General features: G+C 37.4%; 18 protein-coding genes. All 18 read right to left on the reverse strand.

Going from position 1 to position 19,983, the window contains the following annotated elements; translation table 11 throughout:
- Window positions 1–26: 26 nt before the first annotated feature.
- Window positions 27–638 (reverse strand): histidine phosphatase family protein, encoded by a 612-nt coding sequence (locus tag NSQ18_RS02100; protein ID WP_339288799.1) that lies wholly within the window; start codon window positions 636–638, stop codon window positions 27–29.
- On the reverse strand, window positions 619–1,695 hold the full coding sequence (locus NSQ18_RS02105; RefSeq protein ID WP_016836848.1) for a histidinol-phosphate transaminase: 1,077 nt from the start codon (window positions 1,693–1,695) through the stop codon (window positions 619–621). Before NSQ18_RS02105 ends, NSQ18_RS02100 begins: the two co-directional genes overlap by 20 nt.
- Complete coding sequence (cbiB, locus tag NSQ18_RS02110; protein ID WP_016836847.1) at window positions 1,670–2,623, reverse strand: adenosylcobinamide-phosphate synthase CbiB; 954 nt, start codon at window positions 2,621–2,623, stop codon at window positions 1,670–1,672. Before cbiB ends, NSQ18_RS02105 begins: the two co-directional genes overlap by 26 nt.
- Entirely contained in the window at window positions 2,620–3,300 is a 681-nt protein-coding gene (locus tag NSQ18_RS02115; protein WP_016836846.1) for an adenosylcobinamide amidohydrolase, read from the reverse strand. The genes cbiB and NSQ18_RS02115 overlap by 4 nt, the downstream gene beginning before the upstream one ends.
- A 188-nt stretch (window positions 3,301–3,488) precedes the next feature.
- Window positions 3,489–4,739 (reverse strand): methionine gamma-lyase family protein, encoded by a 1,251-nt coding sequence (locus tag NSQ18_RS02120; protein ID WP_016836845.1) that lies wholly within the window; start codon window positions 4,737–4,739, stop codon window positions 3,489–3,491.
- Window positions 4,740–4,981: 242 nt separating this feature from the next.
- Window positions 4,982–5,284: a rhodanese-like domain-containing protein gene (locus NSQ18_RS02125; RefSeq protein WP_016836844.1), complete on the reverse strand. Its 303-nt coding sequence runs from the start codon at window positions 5,282–5,284 to the stop codon at window positions 4,982–4,984.
- An 87-nt stretch (window positions 5,285–5,371) separates the two neighbouring features.
- Window positions 5,372–5,596: an RNA chaperone Hfq gene (gene hfq / locus NSQ18_RS02130; RefSeq protein WP_016836843.1), complete on the reverse strand. Its 225-nt coding sequence runs from the start codon at window positions 5,594–5,596 to the stop codon at window positions 5,372–5,374.
- Between the two features lie 54 nt (window positions 5,597–5,650).
- The gene (gene miaA / locus NSQ18_RS02135; protein ID WP_016836842.1) at window positions 5,651–6,577 is read right to left on the reverse strand and encodes a tRNA (adenosine(37)-N6)-dimethylallyltransferase MiaA; all 927 of its coding nucleotides are present in this window, start codon (window positions 6,575–6,577) and stop codon (window positions 5,651–5,653) included.
- Complete coding sequence (locus NSQ18_RS02140) at window positions 6,561–7,451, reverse strand: alpha/beta fold hydrolase (RefSeq protein WP_083839493.1); 891 nt, start codon at window positions 7,449–7,451, stop codon at window positions 6,561–6,563. The genes miaA and NSQ18_RS02140 overlap by 17 nt, the downstream gene beginning before the upstream one ends.
- Entirely contained in the window at window positions 7,444–9,111 is a 1,668-nt protein-coding gene (locus tag NSQ18_RS02145) for a glycerol-3-phosphate dehydrogenase/oxidase (RefSeq protein WP_339288807.1), read from the reverse strand. Before NSQ18_RS02145 ends, NSQ18_RS02140 begins: the two co-directional genes overlap by 8 nt.
- 36 nt (window positions 9,112–9,147) lie before the next feature.
- Window positions 9,148–11,022 carry a DNA mismatch repair endonuclease MutL gene (mutL, locus tag NSQ18_RS02150; RefSeq protein ID WP_339288809.1) on the reverse strand — a complete coding sequence of 625 codons (1,875 nt, stop codon included), beginning with the start codon at window positions 11,020–11,022 and terminating at the stop codon, window positions 9,148–9,150.
- 12 nt (window positions 11,023–11,034) lie between these two features.
- Window positions 11,035–13,614, reverse strand: coding sequence for a DNA mismatch repair protein MutS (gene mutS, locus NSQ18_RS02155; RefSeq protein WP_339288810.1), 2,580 nt, complete (start codon window positions 13,612–13,614; stop codon window positions 11,035–11,037).
- A gap of 130 nt (window positions 13,615–13,744) precedes the next feature.
- Complete coding sequence (gene cotE, locus NSQ18_RS02160) at window positions 13,745–14,320, reverse strand: outer spore coat protein CotE (RefSeq protein ID WP_016836837.1); 576 nt, start codon at window positions 14,318–14,320, stop codon at window positions 13,745–13,747.
- 250 nt (window positions 14,321–14,570) lie between these two features.
- Window positions 14,571–15,008: a YlbF family regulator gene (locus NSQ18_RS02165; RefSeq protein ID WP_016836836.1), complete on the reverse strand. Its 438-nt coding sequence runs from the start codon at window positions 15,006–15,008 to the stop codon at window positions 14,571–14,573.
- Window positions 15,008–16,549 (reverse strand): tRNA (N6-isopentenyl adenosine(37)-C2)-methylthiotransferase MiaB, encoded by a 1,542-nt coding sequence (gene miaB / locus NSQ18_RS02170; protein ID WP_016836835.1) that lies wholly within the window; start codon window positions 16,547–16,549, stop codon window positions 15,008–15,010. Before miaB ends, NSQ18_RS02165 begins: the two co-directional genes overlap by 1 nt.
- A 116-nt stretch (window positions 16,550–16,665) precedes the next feature.
- The gene (locus tag NSQ18_RS02175) at window positions 16,666–17,022 is read right to left on the reverse strand and encodes a hypothetical protein (protein ID WP_339288814.1); all 357 of its coding nucleotides are present in this window, start codon (window positions 17,020–17,022) and stop codon (window positions 16,666–16,668) included.
- 289 nt (window positions 17,023–17,311) lie between these two features.
- On the reverse strand, window positions 17,312–18,178 hold the full coding sequence (locus NSQ18_RS02180; RefSeq protein WP_016836833.1) for a 2-oxoacid:ferredoxin oxidoreductase subunit beta: 867 nt from the start codon (window positions 18,176–18,178) through the stop codon (window positions 17,312–17,314).
- The gene (locus NSQ18_RS02185; protein WP_016836832.1) at window positions 18,178–19,917 is read right to left on the reverse strand and encodes a 2-oxoacid:acceptor oxidoreductase subunit alpha; all 1,740 of its coding nucleotides are present in this window, start codon (window positions 19,915–19,917) and stop codon (window positions 18,178–18,180) included. The genes NSQ18_RS02180 and NSQ18_RS02185 overlap by 1 nt, the downstream gene beginning before the upstream one ends.
- Window positions 19,918–19,983: the final 66 nt, after the last annotated feature.

Consider the following 19,983-nt stretch of genomic DNA (forward strand, 5'->3'; position numbering starts at 1 on the left):
TTTTTCATTGGAGTTGTATATTCAAACTAAAAGACCTTTCCGGTATATTCAATCATTCGATTTTCCTTTGTCACGATAATTTTTGTGACACTTGCTCCTTCAATTTCAAAGTCCCATATATGTTGAATTGGTAATCGCAAAATCGATAATATTAGGGCGCGAATGGCTACACCATGGGATACAACAAGAATTTTCCCCGAGCTCAATTTTCTTGCACAAAATTGAACAAACTCGTCCATTCGTTGAATAACTTGTTGGAAACTTTCCCCGGTATCAGGGGTGTATCGTTCTGGATAACAGCAATATTCCTCGTATCTTTCTGCATCATCATTTTGAATTTCTGCAATCCGCTTTCCTTGCCAACTACCTAAATGAATTTCTTGCAATCTAGCATCTTTTTCAATCGTTAAATAATGACCTACTAATATTTCGGCAGTGTCATAGGCTCTTTTTGAAGGACTAGAAAAAGCCGCATCAAATGAAATGTCTTGAAGTTGCCCTTTTAAACGCATGACTTGCTCAATGCCCATTTTCGTTAAATTTGAATCGAGCCACCCTTGCAGCCGCCCTTCTTTATTCCATTCTGTTTCTCCATGGCGCACGATATAAAGTTCTAATTTATTTTCCATACCATTCATCCATAACTTGCTGAAATTTTTCGATTGCTTTTTCGCTTTTAATTCCAATTCGAAGCCATTTGCCATCCATACCAACAAAATTTTCTGTATGTCTTAAGACAACTCCATTACGAAGGCAATAAAAATAAAAATCTCTTGTTTTTTGCGATTCTTTCAATTGAAAGCATAAAAAGTTCGCAACGCTTTTCGTTATGATGCATTGTTGTTTGTGCAAATAGTTTTCTAGATTTCTTTTTAATGATTGGTGATTTTCAATGCTTTCTTTTCGAAATTTATCATCTTCTAAACACAATCTGCCGATTTCGATTGCCAAAGCATTTACGTGCCAATGAGGAAGCTTTTCTCTCAACTGATTGATAACATTTTCGCTTGAAACTAAATATCCTAATCGAATGCCAGCAATACCGTACATTTTCGTCATCGATCTCATAACCGAAAGATTAGAATATTGTTTTATTAGGGAGATAACAGATTCAGATTCATCGGTCCAATCCATAAAGGCCTCATCAACTAACAGCTCACAACCTACTTCTCTTCCGTAAATCAAGAGTTCTTCAATTATATCCTTTGAAATAAGGGAACCCGTTGGATTATTCGGATTACATAAGTAGAGGCAAGAAGCATCATGCATGCTCTTTTTGATTTGATTCATTGGAAGTTTGTATGTCGTAATTTCATGAGCCACATATTCAATGATTTTGGCTCCTTGCGCTTCCAACGTCGATTTATATTCAGAAAAGGTTGGATGAACGATGATTACTTGTCGATTAGTAAATCTTCCAGCAAAAAAGGTTAATAATTCTGCCGCGCCGTTTCCAATGATAAGGTTTTCTCGTTGAACATTTAGTTTCTTTGCTAGCATTGTTCTTAACGGTTCTGCTTCTGGATGCGGATAGGTGGAAATATGGTGAATGAATTGGGGCCAAGCATCTTTCACTTTCTGAGGAAAGCCAAATGCATTCACATTTTCACTTAAATCATATACTTTTTCAGGAATTGGAATCTGAAAACGTTGATAAAGTGTTTTGTAATTAGCCCCATGCGACGGTAATTGCAACGACGCCACCTCCCATGATAATCGTAAATAGTGCTGAAACGATAAACATATGGCGAATTGCTTCTTTAATATGGTTTACCTCTAACGGCACATCCGCTTTTCCCATATAAGCTCTAAAGGATTGTACACCTTGGTAAGAGTTGTAGCCTCCTAGTCTAATTCCAAGTTGATAGCTGGTAGCAGCTTCTAAATAACCGCTATTAGGACTAGGATGTTTTTTTGCATCTATCCTCCATAAACGAATCCGTTCAGTTAACGAGCGATGGGTTTTATTTTTCGTGAACAATAAAATAATCAAACCTGTTAATCGACTTGGAATAAAGTTAGCCACGTCATCCAACTTTGCACTAAATTTTCCAAACTCAATATATTTTTCATTTTTATAACCAATCATGGAATCTAACGTGTTAATTGCTTTATAAGCCCATAATCCAGTTGCTCCAAAAAGACAAGCGTAAAATAGTGGTGCTGTTACCCCATCACTTGTATTTTCAGAGACTGTTTCTACAACACCGCGCACAATTTCCGATTCCTCTAAATGTTCGGTATCGCGCCCCACAATCCACGATAGTTTTTTTCTAGCTTCATTTAAATCTCCTGCAATTAACGCATTATATACTTCCATTGCTGCTTCTTTTAAACTTTTTTGGGCTAGTCCAATCCCAATCAATACCCCTTCAATGAGTATGCCTACTATTACATGAATTTTATAAGCTAAATACACTATAAGAAAAGTTGTAATAGCTACAACAGATACAACGAGAATACCGGTAATCATTCCTTTAAGAAAGCGGTAAGATCCTTTATTGAAACGATAGGTAAGGAATCTGATGAATGAACCGATCCACCGAACAGGGTGTGGAAATTTTGGAGGGTCACCGATAAAAGCATCTAGCAATTGTCCAACAATCACTGCAACAATCGTCATGTTTTCGATATTCCTTTCGTATAAGCAATATATTCATCAACGGCCATTGTTAACGTTTCATATAAGGCTTTTCCAACAAACGAACCAAGTTTTGTAATGGACCCTCCATATTCATGAAATTCCCCTTTTTGAGTGGAGGCAATGCAAACGCTATCAGTAGAAGTACCTGTCGCAATCGTGCCGGAATTGGAATCGATAATGTTTCGTTCCGCGAGCACTTTTGTTTTCACTTCAATAGCGCAACATAATGCTTGAATTAATGCCTCATCCGTTAAATAACCGTTTATGAAAATAAAGATATTGATTGTGCCATTTGCTGGTTTATAAGAATATGCATGAGATTTTGTAACATCCACCGCATTACTCAATCCAGCAGTAACAAGTAAAACGATGGAAGTTTCACCCTCCTCGTAAAAACGTGAAAATGCAAATTTCATATCGACAGCCGTCATCATCGCTACGGTTTTATCAAGTGGAAAGCCTTTGGATAGAAGAAATTGTTTCATTTCCTCATGGGCATCCTGAGGAAAGTAGGATTTATCAACAGTACGATTAATAAAATATTGATAATGACCATAACCAGGATTGTGCATAGCTGAACTAAACGTGCGCATGGGTTCATTCGCTTCAATTGCAATAAATTCTCCATAATTTTTGATACATTCAAGTGTTATCATTCTATTCCCTCTTTTTGACTACTCTATTAAGTAAGTTAACACAAATCGAAGTTTAAGTGAACAAACAATACAGCAGGTTAAGAAAACTTATGACTGATTGTTCAGGTGTTTCCTACTAATTGCAAGTAACCTGCTAACGTAGTAGATTTTTCAATAAAACGAAAAAAAGCAGCTCTTAATGAACTGCTTTAAATAGACTTTAATTTTTGAACTGCGCTGCAAACCGCATATTTTACATGCTCGTATGTTAAGCCACCCTGTACATATGCAGTATACGGCGGTCGTATTGGACCATCTGCTGTTAGTTCAATACTTGAACCTTGAACGAAAGTGCCTGCCGCCATGATGACATCATCTTCGTATCCAGGCATGTATGACGGAACAGGTGCATAATGGGCATTAATTGGAGAGGCTGCTTGGATTTCTTGACAAAAGGCAATCATCTGCTCCGAAGTTTGGAACGATACGGATTGTATTAAATCCGTGCGGTATTCCGTATAATGAGGAGTTGTCTTCATTCCAACTTCCTCTAATATGGCAGATGTAAAGATTGCTCCTTTCAAACTTTGCGCCACAATATGAGGTGCTAAGAAAAAGCCTTGATAAAAATCGATTAGTGTATTTAAAGATGCGCCAGCTTCTCCACCAATGCCAGGGCTCGTCATACGATAAGCGCATTTCTCAACTAAATCAGCTCTACCAGCAATGTATCCACCTGTTTTGGCAAGTCCTCCTCCTGGATTTTTGATAAGTGAACCTGCCATTAAATCAGCCCCAACTTCTGTCGGCTCTAATCTTTCTACAAACTCACCGTAGCAATTGTCAACAAAGATTACGACGTCTTGTTTGATTTCTCTTATTTTTTCACACATTTCACGTATTTGATCAATTGTAAAGGAAGGTCTGATTGCATAACCTTTTGAGCGCTGGATTGCAACCATTTTCGTCTTTTCATTGATGGCTTGTCGAACACCTTCCCAATCAATTTCACGATCATTAATTAAATCAATATGTCGATACTGAATATCGAAATCTTTTAAAGAACCTGTATCTTTTTCACCACCATCAACAATCGATTGGAGGGTATCGTAAGGTTTCCCTGTGATATAGATTAATTCATCTCCAGGTCGTAGCACACCAAATAAACTTAACGTAATCGCATGAGTTCCAGAGATAATTTGACTTCGAACAAGGGCACTTTCTGCACCGAACACTTCCGCATAAACTCGTTCTAAATTATCTCGTCCCTCATCATCATATCCATACCCTGTTGATGGATTAAGATGAAAATCGCTTACTTGATGTTTACGAAAAGCAGCTAATACCTTTTGTTGATTGAAAAAAGCTGTTTCATCCACTCTTTCATGGTAAGGCTTTACTTTTACTTCGATTTTTTTTGCAAGTTCTACAATTTCAGGTTTTAAGTTAGATACGAACATTTGTGATACTCCTGTCTTTTTTGCTTTTGAAGGAATTTCTTTTATTTTTATCCTTTACCATCTTATCAGTTCGTTGAAAGGAGTCAACTGTATTGCTGGAAATAGACAACCTAAACACTTGAATTTATTTAAATACTTTCGCCTTTTCCTCAAATACATGCTGCACTGGACAAAATTCCTGGAGTTATCAACTCGCTCAATAAAAAAGGGGAGTCCTCTCAAGAACTCCACCGAATAATTCATTATTTAAACTCTAATTCTCCATCGTACGCTTCCATGCCGCCTTCTAAATTTGTCACATTATACCCATTTGATTCTAAAAATTGGCAAGCATTAGCACTGCGAACACCCGAACGGCATACAATAATATATTCTTTTGTAGGATCTAATTCCTTCATGCGTTCAGGGATAGATCCTAAAGGAATATGAACAGCACCTGGAATCATTCCGTTTGCCACTTCAAAATCTTCGCGTACATCAATAATATTTAAATCCTCATTGGCATCTAATAAATTAATTAATTCTTCCGTTGTCATTGTTTTCATACTTTAAACCTCCAAACTTTCATCTGCCAAATATTATAATCCACAAAATAAAAATCGGCGAGTAGAATACTGCCGATTTTCCCAGGATTACTCCTCTGACTGAAGAGAAATTGATTTAGATGGTGAAAATGTTGAAATGGCATGTTTATAAATTAAATGTTGTTTACCTTCCGATTCAATTAACACCGTAAAGTTATCATAAGACTTAACAGTTCCTTTTAATTGGAAACCATTTAATAAAAAGACAGTTACAAATGTATTGCTTTTACGCAAATTGTTTAAGAAAGCATCTTGTAAATTCATTGATTTCACACCGCACACCTCATCTATTTTTTTCTCTAGTGTAAATTATTCGATGCAAATGGATTATTTTCCTTCTTTATTATAAAAAAATTTAGACATTTTTATTATGTTTTCCCAATCATTTCCTATCCATTGCACATCCATTTTGTTTCGAAAATACGTTAGCTGCCTTTTTGCATATCGACGGGAATTTTGCTTAATTTGTTCCACCGCTTCTTCCAAGGAAATATGGCCATCAAAATAGTCATATAACTCTTTATAACCAATTGCCTTAATGGATTGTACGTCTCGAATATTTTTCTCCCATAAGCGTTTGACTTCCTCAAGCAACCCTTGTTCCATCATTAAATCGACCCGTTTGTTAATTCTTCTATACAATTCTTCCCGGTCGATATTCATACCAATAATTAAATGGTTGTACAATGGAACATTACCTCGATTCAGTTCCTCCGATTGTTTAGAAACTCCGTGCAGTTCAATTAATTCCAATGCCCGAATGACGCGGCGTGTGTTGTTCGGATGAATTGTTTTGGCCGTTTCCGGATCTAGTGCTGCAAGTTTCTCATGCATTGCTTTTGGCCCCACTAATGCGAGTTCCTCGTAATATTTCTTGCGCGCTTCTTCGTCCACTTTTTCTTCAGTAAATTGAAAATCGTATAATACAGCCTGAATATATAAACCTGTTCCGCCAACGATAATTGGCAGTTTTCTCCTACTTTGAATTTCCTCTATTTTTTCTCTTACTAATCGTTGGTATTCCGCTACGGAAAAGCTTTCAGTCGGTTCTTTAAAGCTTAATAGATAATGAGGGATGCCTTCCATTTCTTCTTCTCGGATTTTTGCAGTCCCAATATCAAGACCTTTATAAACTTGCATTGAATCGCCGTTAATGATTTCACCTTCAAAAGCTTTCGCCATTTTGATGCTCAATGCCGTTTTTCCAGAAGCGGTAGGGCCAACGATTGCTACTACATCAATTTGTTTTTCCATTTTTTAACCACCGTAATAGGACTTGATATACTACTTCTTTATTTTGTTCATTTAATATTTCATGTCGCATGCCTTCAAACAAATAAACCGCAACATGCTGAAGGCCTGCATCTGTTAATTCTTTTGCGACTTTAAACACCCCTTTACCATTGTTCCCAACCGGATCTACACTGCCGCTAACTAAAAGAACAGGCAAGTCTTTTCGTATTTTTTTATTTTCATCTTTTTGATGAATTAACAGCAGCCCTTCTGTTAAATCTTTAAAAAATTGATGGGTTGGGATGAATCCGCAATAAGGATCTTCCAAATAATTTTCCACTTCTTTTATATTACTGCTTAACCAATCAAATGGGGTTTTAGCGTTTTCAAATTGTTTGTTGAAGCTTGTGAAAGTTAATTCATTCATCCATTTACTTTCCATCTCTTTTCCTTGATAACGAGCAAGAAATTTGGCAAGGACATTCCCAACATAATGTAAAGCTGTTGTTGAGCCCGTTCCACATAAAATACTTTGATGGATGAGACTTGAATGAAGTTGAATAAATCGGCGGGCAATAAAGGAACCCATGCTGTGGCCAAATAAAATACACTCAAGCTCATCATTCATCGTTTCATTCATGACTTCATACACATCTTGCACAACTCGCTCAAAACCATCTTCGTCACAAAAATAGCCAAACTTTCCGCTCGCTTCACCCGTTTTCCCGTGCCCTCGGTGGTCATGTACAACCACTCGATATCCATTCTGACACAGTATACGGGCAAATTCATCGTAGCGATCTCCATGTTCTCCCATGCCGTGAAGAATATAAAAGTTTCCGATTGGCTGTTCTTGTTCATAAATTCTTGTGTAGATTTGTACTCCGTCACTCATAGTGATCCATCGTGCATTTTTCACCGCCATCACCCTTCGCATCTTGAATAAATTGATTTAACTGCATGGAATAAAATAACTTTTCATTTTCAGAATAGCCAAGCCTTTTACTCATTATTTCAATGACCACATCTTTTGTTCGTTCCACGAGTGCAAGATCAAAATACATGAGGCCTGTTCTGCGGATGAAAAAATCAGCTGGTGTGTATGCCATTTCATAATAAATGCTATAAAGCAACTGAGCAAACAACGTTTTTGGAAGTTTATCAGCCGGTTCTTGTGATTCTAGTAAAGCAAATACCCGTTCGACATTCCTTCCATACATGCGGGCAAGCATCTTTGCTTCTTCGAAAGGGAGTCCAACCTTTGCCCCTTCCATTGCCTTGTGATTTACAAATGCCTCAAAATTGTTAGAGTGAAGACCCTCAGCACCAGAAAGCGATAAAGTTTTTGTTTTGCATTTTGTCGCATGACGAAAACGATGTTTCTTCACGATTTTATCAACAATTTGTTCCGCCATTAGACGATACCCAGTGAGCTTTCCCCCTGCGATAGTCATTAATCCGCTTTTTGAAGTCCAAATTTCATCTTTTCTTGAAATCTCAGACGGATTCTCTTCTTTTTCAAAAATGAGAGGCCGAATACCAGCCCAGGTAGACTCTACATCTTTTTTATCTAAAGATAGGGATGGAAATACGGAACGCAGAGCATTCAACAAATATTCCACTTCTTCTTTTGTTGCAACCGGATGAACAAGGTCTTCATGATAAAACGTATCTGTTGTTCCGACGTATATTTTTTGATTTCTCGGGATGGCAAACACCATTCGACCATCTTCTGTATCGAAATATATCGCCTGCTCTAAAGGAAGTGCGGACTTGTCTATTACAATATGAATTCCCTTTGTTAATTTTAATACCTTTCCTTTTTTATTATGTTGAACATCTTTAGATAAAAGTTCATCTACCCAAGGCCCTGTAGCATTGACAATTTGGGTGGCATGGATTGTTATTCTTTTCCCAGTTATTTCATCACGTACTTTTGCTGCAACAATTCGATTTTTCTCATAAACAAATTCCGTTACTCTTGCGTAATTTAAGCAAATCGTTTTATATTCTACCGCTTTCTTAATTGCCTCGATGGTCAGTCTTGCATCGTCTGTTTTATACTCCACGTAATAACCAGCTCCGCGCAAGCCGTCCTTCTTCAAAAACGGTATGAGTTGAAGTGTCTCTTTCTTTGAAAGCATTTTTCGTCGTTCTGATTTGCGTACTTGTGCTAATGAATCATAGATTTTTAAGCCAATGGATGTGGATAGTTTCCCTAAAGAACCATTTTTGTAAATAGGAAGTAGCATTTTTTCAGGAGTTGTAACATGGATGCTATTTCTATAAACAATTTCTCTTTCTCTCCCTACTTCCGCTACAAGAGCAAACTCCAATTGTTTTAAATAGCGAAGTCCTCCGTGAATCAGCTTCGTTGAACGGCTGGAAGTGCCTGCTGCGAAATCTTGCATATCCACTAACGCCACGGAAAGACCTCTTGATGCAGCATCCAACGCAATACCTGCACCAGTAATTCCACCGCCAATAACCAACACATCAAACGAATAGTTATTTAACAGTTGCAACATGTTGGAACGATTTTGAAATGAAAACATCCGCACACTCCTTTATTAAGCTTTTGCTACTTCCTTTTACATAACCCGTTTAAACATTTTTTCAATTTCATAAGTAGAGAAATGAATCATCACCGGACGTCCATGAGGGCAAGTAAACGGATTTTCCGCTTTACGCAGGTCGTTTATAAGCGCCACCATTTGTTCTTTCGTTAAATAATAGTTCGCTTTAATGGAACGTTTACAGCTCATCATGATGGCTGCTTCTTCTCTTAATTTTTTTACATCCGTTTTTCGAGTTTTTAATACTTGTTCAATTAATTCTTCGATGATTTCTTGTTCAAAACCTTTTGGGAACCAAGTTGGATGTTCACGAACAACAAAAGAAGATGAACCAAACTCTTCGAGAAATACCCCTACTTCTTCTAACGCTTGTCGATTTTCTTTTAAGATGAATGCCTCATCCTGGCTGTAGTGGAACGTTAAAGGCAGCAATAATGCTTGCCGCTCATTCGGATCCACTTCCCCCACCTTTTCTTTAAAATATTCATATTTTATTCGTTCTTGTGCAGCGTGTTGATCGATTAAATAAAAGCCATCTTCCATTTGTGCAACGATATAAGTTCCGTGAATTTGCCCAACCACTTCTAGCTCCGGAAATGGTTCTGTATGTTTAGCGACGATGGGCTCTTCAACAACTGCCTCAGCCTTTTCCATAGTTGTTTCATCACCCTCATCTGTTTCCTGATGGCTAGTTGTATTCTCCCATTGGTTCACTAATTCTGTTGGGGGTGACTCTATTTCTATTTCATCCATTGCAGGACTTTCATTTATAACGGCCGATTCATCTGCTAGACGTTCGACAATTGTCTTGATTTTTGATTCATTAATCGTAGGTTGTTTCCAAATATTCATTTGCTCAGAAATTGGTCGAGTGATTTTCTCTTTTTTTTGAGCTAATGGGACATTCATACGTTCACGAATCGCATGGCGAATCGTTTGTTCAATCAACGGCAGCAACTCTTCTTCTTTACTTAAACGAATTTGTAATTTCGTAGGATGCACATTGACATCAGTCAAATATGGATCGCCTTCGATGTACAATGCAACGATTGGAAAGCGTTCGATCGGCAAAAAAGTGTGATAAGCATCAACGATTGATTTTTGGACTAAGTAATGTTTCACCCATCGTCCATTGACGAAAATGGAGATATAGTTTTTAGACGCGCGTGTAATTTCAGGCAAAGAAGCATATCCGTGAATGGAATAGTCTCTATTTTCTCCACTGAAAGCTATCATCTTTTTTGCATTTTGTATTCCGTAAATCGCTGCAAGTACTTGTTGCACATTTCCACGACCATTTGTTTGAAGGAGTGTTCCTCCATTATGAACAAGCTTAAATGCGATATTTGGATACGCAAGGGCTAAACGATTCATTAGATCGATGGAGTGCCCGAGTTCTGTTTGAATCGTTTTTAAATACTTTAGCCGAGCTGGAGTATTAAAAAATAGTTGGGACACGGTAATTTCTGTCCCTTTTCTTAGTGGCCCCGGCTTTTTCGATACAATATTTCCACCTTCAAGTTCTAATTCAATTCCCGATTCCCCGTCAGAAGTTTTTAATTGAAGTTTCGAAACAGCAGCGATAGATGCAAGAGCTTCCCCCCGGAATCCAAGGGTGCGGATGCGAAATAAATCTTGCTCTTTCGAGATTTTGGATGTCGCATGGCGATAAAAACATAACATCGCATCAGTCTCATCCATGCCGCTTCCATTATCAATGACTTGAATAGAGGTTAAGCCCGCTTCCTCAAGGAAAACTTCAATGGATGAACTTCCTGCATCAATGGCATTTTCAACAAGTTCTTTCACAACCGATGAAGGTCTTTCAACAACTTCCCCCGCTGCTATTTTGTTGGATAGCCATTCATCCATCAATTGAATCTTACCCATGCGTATCCCTCCTTATTGTTTTAGTGATTGTTGCAATTCGTACAAAAAATTCATTGCTTCCATCGGTGTCATCGATACGATATTTACTTTTTCTAATCGTTTTAAAACTTCTTGCTCATGAGATTTCAGCGATTTCTTTTCTTGTTTAGGCTCTACATCTTCTTCAAACAATGATAGTTGATGAACCTCTTCCTCAATTTGAGGGGCTGAGTTGTCTATTTGTTGTGATTCAAATTCCTCAAGCAAAATTCTTGCCCTTTCAATAATCTTCTCCGGCATATTTGCTAGTTTCGCCACATGAACACCGTAACTTTTATCTGCTGCTCCTTTTTTCACTTTATGCAAGAACACCACATTGCCATTTTTCTCAACCGCACTCACATGAACATTTTGAAGTCGTTCAAGTACCTCTTCTAAAGCAGTTAGTTCATGATAATGTGTGGAAAATAGCGTATTTGCACCGATGTGGTCGTGGATATATTCCATCATGGCTTGAGCAAGGGCCATCCCATCATATGTTGATGTACCTCGTCCAATTTCATCAAATAATAACAAACTTTTTTCCGTTGCATTCGTAATGGCATGCTGACTTTCCAGCATTTCCACCATGAAAGTGGATTGGCCAGAAGCTAAGTCGTCAGCGGCTCCTATGCGGGTAAAAATTTGATCGGTAATCGGTAATTCAGCTTCATCACATGGTACATAACACCCCATTTGCGCCATTATGACAATCAACGCTACTTGACGCATATATGTACTTTTCCCAGACATATTCGGTCCGGTAATCAGCATCATATTTTTTTCTTCTGTTAACACACAATCATTTGGTACATAGCCTTGTTTATTTAACATTTTTTCAACAACTGGGTGTCTTCCGCCAATGATTTTTAAACCTTTTCCTTCATGGAAAGTCGGCTTAGTAAATTGATATTTTTCTGATACAACTGCAAAGCTTAAGTACACATCCAATTCGCTAATAATTGAAGCGAGTTGTTGTACACGGGGAATATATGCTTTTAACTGTTCTCTTAATTCAACGAATAGTTCGTACTCAAGAGCTAAGCTTTGTTCTTCTGCATTCAAGATTTGTGTCTCTTTTTCTTTTAATTCTTCCGTAATAAAGCGCTCTGCATTGGCTAGTGTTTGTTTTCGATGATAGCGAGATAAATCTACATTCGATAAGTTCGATTTTGTTACTTCAATGTAGTAACCAAAAATTCGGTTAAAGCCAATTTTTAAATTTTTGATGCCTGTTAGCTCCCGTTCTTTTTGCTCAAGCTGAGCAATCCAATCCTTCCCGTTTCGGGCAATATAGCGCAATTCATCTAGTTTTTGATTGTAGCCTTCTCGGATCACATCCCCCTCTTTAATGGCAACTGGCGGATGATCCGTAATAGCTCTTGAAAGTAATTGCTCAATATCCTCACAAGCGTCCATTTTACTCGCAAGGTTTATTAACGTTTCTTTATTGCTTTCGAGAAGTTTTTCTTTAATGGTTGGGACTTGTCTTAATGATTCACGAAGTTGCGCTAAATCTCGACCACCTACATTGCCAAATGCAACTCGTCCTGAAAGGCGCTCCAAATCATAGACGCTTTTTAGCAGTTCCCTTAATTCATCACGCAAGAAAAATTCATCCAGTAAATCGGTCACGGTGTTTAGTCTTTCTTCTATTTGTGCTCGGTTCGCGAGAGGTTGGTGGAGCCATTGTTTTAACTTTCTTCCGCCCATTGCCGTTACCGTCTCGTCTAAAAGCCAAAGCAAAGTTCCCTTTTGATCCTTTCCACGAATGGATTGCAGGAGTTCTAAGTTGCGTTTTGAATTGGCATCGATTTGTAAATATTGTTTCGTTTCGGTATATGTAAAAGGTTGAATGTGAGATAAGGAGCGCATTTGAGTACGTTCAATATATTGAAGTAAATATTTAGCCACACCGAAACACTTTTTCGGGAGATGGAGTAAATAGTTGTTAGCTTTTTCATCGTGCATCTCTTCATTTTCAATAGATAAAACAATGCCGAGATTTGCCGCTTGTTCTTGTAAGAGAATTTTTAATTCATCTGTCACTACAAGTTCTCGAATATTATAGGCTTGTAATTGTTGAAAAAGCCCCTTTACGCCGCCTTCAATGATGAAAGACTTCGCTTCCCCAGTGGAAACATCCAAATAGGCAAATGCAAATTCATGATCACTAATTCGCTCAGCACATCCGATGAAAATGTTTGATTTATTGTCAATTGTTTTTCCTTCAATCATCGTACCTGGTGTAATGAGTTGAATGACTTCACGCTTCACTACACCTTTTGCTTGTTTTGGGTCTTCCACTTGTTCGCAAATGGCTACTTTATAACCCTTTGATACTAATGTTTCAATATAGCTTTGGGCGGAGTGATATGGTACACCGCACATCGGTACTCGTTCATCTCCACCCGCATCACGTCCTGTTAAAGTGATTTCAAGTATTTGAGACGCTTTCAATGCATCTTCAAAAAACAATTCGTAAAAGTCACCTAATCTAAAAAAGAGAAAAGCATCTTCGTAATCTGCTTTAATGGATAAATATTGTTGCATCATTGGTGTATATGTAGTCATGTTATTACCTCACTTAAAATTCTCTAAGCTATTATAACATGATGAAAATTATAGCGATAACCAAGAAAACATGCTTTTTAATATTAGGAGCACCATCTTATTATTCTATTGATGGTGCTCTCAATGGAGATTATTGAAATGAAGAGGAGTCTTCACTGCTGCTTGATTTTTTATAATCGAAATCTGAAGAACTTGAAGAGGAAGAGGAGCTTGATGATTCATCATCATCGTCATCAAAATTCCATTCTTCTTCAAATTCAATTGGATGAACTGATACTACCACTTTTGTTTCACCGATTACTTCCACTAAGAATTCGCGTTCAATCACAATGTTGAAGCTATCGCCTTGTTGGTTGATCACTGCTTCAATGCAGTTTGGTTGTTGTAATACTTTTACATGGACTTCATTTGAATCGATGATTTCTTCATCGCGATAATGTAATTTTATTCTGTCTTTATAAGGAATTGTTTCTGTATAAACAGCAGTTTTTGAATGGTTATGATATGCATACCACACATTCACATCAAATTTACCAGAAACTTCTACATATTTACCCACTTTTTTCGCAGAATAGTGGTGGTTGATTACCCAACAACCTAATATGCTTGTTGGCGTGTTAGGTGGACGCATCACTTCACTGGATTCCGTACGTTTTTTCCCTTTCGCCACAACCGCTTTTGTCACGATTTGACGCAAACGTTTCAAACAATTTCCTCCTTTACATCTAGTCGAACTATTGTATGCGGCGAATGCCTAATTGGTGAAATATGATCTTTGTTTTTAAAGAAATTTGTTAAATCCTGTCGATTAAAGCAATAATGAGTTGAACTAGTGCATTTGCCTAACAAACATATAGTATTAAGGGAGGTTAAGAAGTGTTCCAGTTTGCGTAAAAAATTCAAAAGAAAAAAGGCTACTGGAAAATCAAACATTCGATTTTCCTTGTAGCCTTTTATTAAGAGCAACTTCCAGGACTCGTATTTTGCACTTTTGATCCCGTTTCACCAGTAAGTAAATTGCCGCCAGTTGATTCAATAATATCGTTTGTAACAGTTGTCGCAATCGCGTTGGAAACTAATTGCAATAGTATATTAACTTCCATTTGAGATTGTTTAAACTGCTGAACAACTGGTAATTCATCGATTTCTTTTTCTATTTCCTCGATTTTTTTCTCAACAAGTTTCAGCGCTTTTTCTTTCCCTAAATGTTGGAAGTTTACAGCTTGTTTTTGAAGGGATTTTAAACTTGCAATTTTTTCACGCACAAATTGATTTTCATTAATTTGAGCTTCTGCTTTTTTGAAAAATTCTACTTCTTCAGTTTGGGCAATCATGTGAGCGATTTCTTTCGCTTTTTCAACAATTTCATCTTTTGTATATAATTTAGTCGCCATTAGATTTCCACCTCTTGTCGTTTTACCACTTCTACAAATTCACCGCGAAGAGAGTAAGAACTTGCTTTCGTGATTTTCACTTTTACTAACTGACCAATTAATTCTTTCGGGCCAACAAAGTTTACTAATTTATTTCTTCTTGTATAACCAGCTAATACATCACTGCGTTTTTTACTTTCGCCTTCAACTAACACTTCAACAATTTGATTTTCATATTTTTTCAATGCAGCTTTTGAGAATTCTTCTACAACGGCATTGAGGCGGTATAAGCGATCTTTTTTCACTTCCATTGGTACGTTGTCTTTCATTTTTGCAGCTGGCGTACCTTCACGTGGAGAATAAATGTAAGTAAATGCTGATTCAAATCCAACTTCACGATATAAATCAAGCGTTTCTTGGAATTGTTCTTCCGTTTCGTTCGGATATCCAACGATGATGTCAGTTGTCAACGCCACATTCGGAATAGCTGCTTTAATTTTTCGAACAAGTTCTAAGAATTGTTCTCTCGTATATTTACGAGCCATAATTTTTAAGATTTCATTTGAACCAGATTGAACTGGCAAGTGAATGTGTTCAACTAAGTTTCCGCCTTTTGCTAACACTTCAATCAAGTGATCGTCAAAATCGCGAGGATGGCTCGTTGTGAAACGAATGCGTGGAATATCAATTTTACGCAGCTCATCCATTAAATCGCCAAGTCGATAGTTGATATCTGTGAAATCTTTACCGTAAGCATTTACGTTTTGTCCAAGAAGCATAATTTCTTTGTATCCTTGAGCTGCAAGTTCTCTTACTTCTTGAATGATTTCTTCCGGTCTGCGGCTGCGCTCTTTTCCTCGAGTATAAGGAACGATACAGTATGTGCAGAATTTATCGCATCCGTACATGATGTTTACCCAAGCTTTAATAGAGCCTTGTCGAGCTTTTGGAAGGTTTTCGATTACGTCCCCTTCTTTTGACCAAACTTCAACGACCATTTCTTTAGACATGTACGCTTCTTTTAAGATATATGGTAAACGGTGTATGTTATGCGTACCAAATACCATGTCAACATGTTGGTATTTCGTTAAAATTTTATTTACAACCGATTCTTCTTGGGACATACATCCGCACACCCCAAGCAACATATCAGGATTTTCTCGTTTGTATTTTGCAAGAAGGCCTAATTCACCAAATACTTTATTCTCTGCATTTTCACGGATGGCACATGTATTTAAAAGTACGACATTTGCATCTTCTACTGAATCAGTAGGTTCATATCCTAGTTGCATGAAAATGCCGGCCATTACTTCTGAATCGTGTTCATTCATTTGACAACCGTATGTGCGAATATAGAATTTACGGCCGTCTCCCATTCCTCGAAACTCTTCAGGAATTTTAAAATCTTTATGATATTTCACTTCTTCTTTTCCGCGTTTTTTCGCTTCTTTTAAAGAAGGAGCAGTGATTACTCGTTCAAAATATTTGCTATAATCTTTTTCTGTTTTTTGAGGTTTTGGCTGTGCTGCCTGACTATTTGCTAAACGTTGTTCTTCGTTCATTGATTATGAATGACTCCTTTCTATTGGATTCATAGAGGAATCCCATTTTTTAATTATAACGAATAGTTCATTAAAAGAACAATATTTATGATACAATTATGCTACTTTTGACATATTTACCGTAATGAGAGAAATCGCTCATATTGCTTGTGATTCTTCTCTTTTATAATGGTCAAAAAGGTTAGGCAATTTTGAACAACGGTAAACCAATTGAATGGATATCGTTGTTCAAATTGATATTTCGACAAGGTCAATACGGATTGAAAAAGCTCTGTTGGTTCAATATTCTTCGCTTGTAAATGCGCTAAAAAAGCAAGGAACCTTTTATGATCTTCAACTGTTAGTTTTTTTTCATCTACAAGCTTATCAATTTGTTCTCGATTTTGAAACGAATTTGCTTTACGAAACAAATTAAATAATTGTTCCTCATGTTTTCTCTTTTTCATGGAGATGAAATCAATTACATTGCTCAATGGTAAGACCTCGATTTCTATCTATCTAAATATTTTCCTATACCCATTAATGAAATTGCGCCCTTATCTCCCATATTACCCTCTTTGGAGAATAATTTCGAATGAAAAATATAGAAAAAGAAAGAAAGTACTTTTAACTTAAATAATTGCAATTTTTAAATAAATATTAAGATAAGCCAACATACTCAAAAAAATACCAACTTAAGAGAATCTAACTGTCAAAGGACAGAATTCAATTCACTTAAGTTGGTTTCACTACATTGATATTCGATTTGACACAAAGAGCATTTTACATAAATTCTTTTACTAATTCGTTAAATTGATCTTCATCAATTTTTAAATCCACATCCACTAGCGGCTTTTCTGCAAAACCTTCTAATTGTTGTTCATAAGGTACGGATTTAGTATCTTGATAAACGATACCTGTAACAAGGCCATCTTTTTCCATTACTGTTTGCATCGCCATTTCACGATTTTGAGGGTCGTAATGTTCAATATCGCTTAATTTCGTTAGATGTTCTTTAAACCATTCATACGTGTTCACTTTATTGTAAGTCACACATGGGCTAAATACATTAATGAAGGAAAACCCTTTATGTTGAATACCTGCTTCAATTAAAGCAGTTAGTTCTTTAATATCAGATGAAAATCCTTGAGCAACAAATGTTGCACCTGCTGATAGAGCAAGTTCCAATGGCTTAATCGATGGCTCAATTGAACCATTTGGTGTTGATTTTGTTACGAATCCGTAAGCAGAACGTGGAGAAGTTTGACCTTTTGTTAAACCGTAAATTTGGTTATCCATTACGATGTAAGTAATATCGATGTTACGACGAATGGCATGAACCGTATGAGCCATCCCAATCGCATAACCGTCACCATCTCCGCCAGTAGCAATGACATGTAAATTACGATTGGCAATTTTTAGACCTTGAGCGATTGGCAATGCACGGCCATGTGTACCGTGAAAACCATAGGAATTGATATATCCACTAATGCGTCCTGAACAGCCGATACCGGAAATGATTGCAAGTTCATGTGGTTCGATACCGACATTGGCAGCTGCCCGTTGAATCGCTGCTTGCACAGAAAAATCTCCGCATCCAGGACACCAGTTAGGTTTTACGTTGTTACGAAAATCTTTAAATGTTGCCATTAGTCAAGCAACTCCTTTACACGAGTTTTTAATTCACGAGGCAAGAATGGAGTGCCGTCATATTTCGTGATACTAAATGTTTTGTTATGTCCACCAATATTCATTTTCATAATATTGGCCAATTGACCTGTCGCATTATTTTCCACCACAATAATTTTTTTCGCACGGTCTGCATAAGGTCTTAATTCATTGGCTGGGAATGGATGAATTAAGCGGACATGAACGTGGTTCGCTTTAATGCCTTCTTGCTCCAATAATGGGCGAATTTCTTCAATCGCACCTCGAGTTGAGTTAAAACCAACGATTAAAACATCAGCTTCCTCATGAGGCGCATCGACATAAATTGGATCTTTGAAGTTTAAATAATTTAATTTACGTAAACGCTTGTCCATTTGATTTCTACGGTTTCCTGGAGCTTCTGCCGGTTTACCAGTTTCATCGTGCTCGTTTCCTGTTACTTTGTGAATGCCGTGTAGTTGGCCTGGAAGAACACGAGTTGAAATTCCGTCTTCCGTTACTTCATAACGTTTGAAATCTTCTTTCGGATCTTTTTCTGGCAATTCACCAAGGTTCAATTTACCACGGCGAATTTCAATTTTTGAATAATCAAATGGATCAGCAGTTTGTTTACCAAGAGCCAATTGTAAATCCGTCATCACAATGACTGGTAGTTGCAATTCTTCAGCAATGTTAAATGCTTGGATTGTATCGTAAAAGGCTTCTTCTAGTGTTGAAGGAGCAATTACTACTTTTGGAATTTCTCCGTGTGTACCGTAAAGCATCGCCATTAAATCAGATTGTTCTTGTTTTGTTGGAAGCCCTGTTGATGGACCGCCCCGCTGTGTGTCGATGATTACAAGCGGCTGTTCAGTCATACCAGATAAACCGATGGATTCCATCATTAAGGATAAACCAGGACCTGCTGATGCAGTAAAGGCACGTACTCCGCCAAAGTTCGCACCGATTGCCATCGTACAAGCGGCAATTTCATCTTCTGTTTGAATAACCGTACCACCAAATTTAGGAAGTTTTTTAATTAAATATTCCATGATTTCAGAGGCCGGCGTGATTGGATATGCAGCCATAAATCGAGAACCAGCAGCAATCGCACCTAGCGCAACCGCATCATTACCAATCATGAACATGCGTCGTTTGCCATCTGCTGGTTCTAATTCCCATTTACCAACTTTATCGCCAATGAGTTCGCAAGTTGCATCATAACCTCGTTGAATGGCTTCCATATTCTTTTTTACTACTTCTTCACCTTTGCGGCCAAAAATTTCATCTACAACTGCTTGGAAGCTTTCAATTGGCAAGTTTAATAAAGCCGCAGTTGAGCCAATTGCTACCATGTTCTTCATTAACGATGTGCCAAGCTCAGTAGCAATTTCTGTAAACGGAACAGAAAAGAGTGGCGCTTTTGAGTCTTCAGGATTTACCGGCTCAAATTTACTATCAGCCAAAATGATGCCGTTTTCTGTTAATTCTTTATAATTGACCTCTATAGTTTCTTGGTCAAATGCCACTAAAATATCTAAATCGTCCGCAATTGCACGAACTGGTGTTGGGCGAACAGTAATTTTATTATTTGTATGACCTCCCTTAATGCGAGAGGAGAAATGACGGTAGCCATATAGATGATAGCCTAAACGATTCATTGCCATTGAGAAAATTTCACCAGTACTCTCAATACCTTCACCTTGTTGCCCACCGACTTTCCATGAAAGCTGATGTAACATTCTAACATCTCCTTAAAAAACTTTTAATTACATACTTTTTTCTTATTTAAATATAACATGAATCGA

The sequence above is a fragment of the Ureibacillus sp. FSL K6-0786 genome (genome assembly GCF_037965165.1).
Classification (GTDB): Bacteria; Bacillota; Bacilli; order Bacillales_A; family Planococcaceae; genus Ureibacillus; species Ureibacillus thermosphaericus.

Bases quoted from the DNA above. Each gene is read 5' to 3' on its own strand.
- miaB (WP_016836835.1), bottom strand. From the start codon at position 16,549: ATGAACGAAGAACAACGTTTAGCAAATAGTCAGGCAGCACAGCCAAAA.
- miaA (WP_016836842.1), bottom strand. From the start codon at position 6,577: ATGGAAAAACAAATTGATGTAGTAGCAATCGTTGGCCCTACCGCTTCT.
- NSQ18_RS02180 (WP_016836833.1), bottom strand. From the start codon at position 18,178: ATGGCAACATTTAAAGATTTTCGTAACAACGTAAAACCTAACTGGTGT.
- NSQ18_RS02185 (WP_016836832.1), bottom strand. From the start codon at position 19,917: ATGTTACATCAGCTTTCATGGAAAGTCGGTGGGCAACAAGGTGAAGGT.
- mutL (WP_339288809.1), bottom strand. From the start codon at position 11,022: ATGGGTAAGATTCAATTGATGGATGAATGGCTATCCAACAAAATAGCA.
- NSQ18_RS02115 (WP_016836846.1), bottom strand. From the start codon at position 3,300: ATGATAACACTTGAATGTATCAAAAATTATGGAGAATTTATTGCAATT.
- mutS (WP_339288810.1), bottom strand. From the start codon at position 13,614: ATGACTACATATACACCAATGATGCAACAATATTTATCCATTAAAGCA.
- NSQ18_RS02140 (WP_083839493.1), bottom strand. From the start codon at position 7,451: ATGAGTGACGGAGTACAAATCTACACAAGAATTTATGAACAAGAACAG.
- NSQ18_RS02165 (WP_016836836.1), bottom strand. From the start codon at position 15,008: ATGGCGACTAAATTATATACAAAAGATGAAATTGTTGAAAAAGCGAAA.
- NSQ18_RS02100 (WP_339288799.1), bottom strand. From the start codon at position 638: ATGAATGGTATGGAAAATAAATTAGAACTTTATATCGTGCGCCATGGA.
- NSQ18_RS02125 (WP_016836844.1), bottom strand. From the start codon at position 5,284: ATGAAAACAATGACAACGGAAGAATTAATTAATTTATTAGATGCCAAT.
- cbiB (WP_016836847.1), bottom strand. From the start codon at position 2,623: ATGACGATTGTTGCAGTGATTGTTGGACAATTGCTAGATGCTTTTATC.
- NSQ18_RS02145 (WP_339288807.1), bottom strand. From the start codon at position 9,111: ATGTTTTCATTTCAAAATCGTTCCAACATGTTGCAACTGTTAAATAAC.
- NSQ18_RS02120 (WP_016836845.1), bottom strand. From the start codon at position 4,739: ATGTTCGTATCTAACTTAAAACCTGAAATTGTAGAACTTGCAAAAAAA.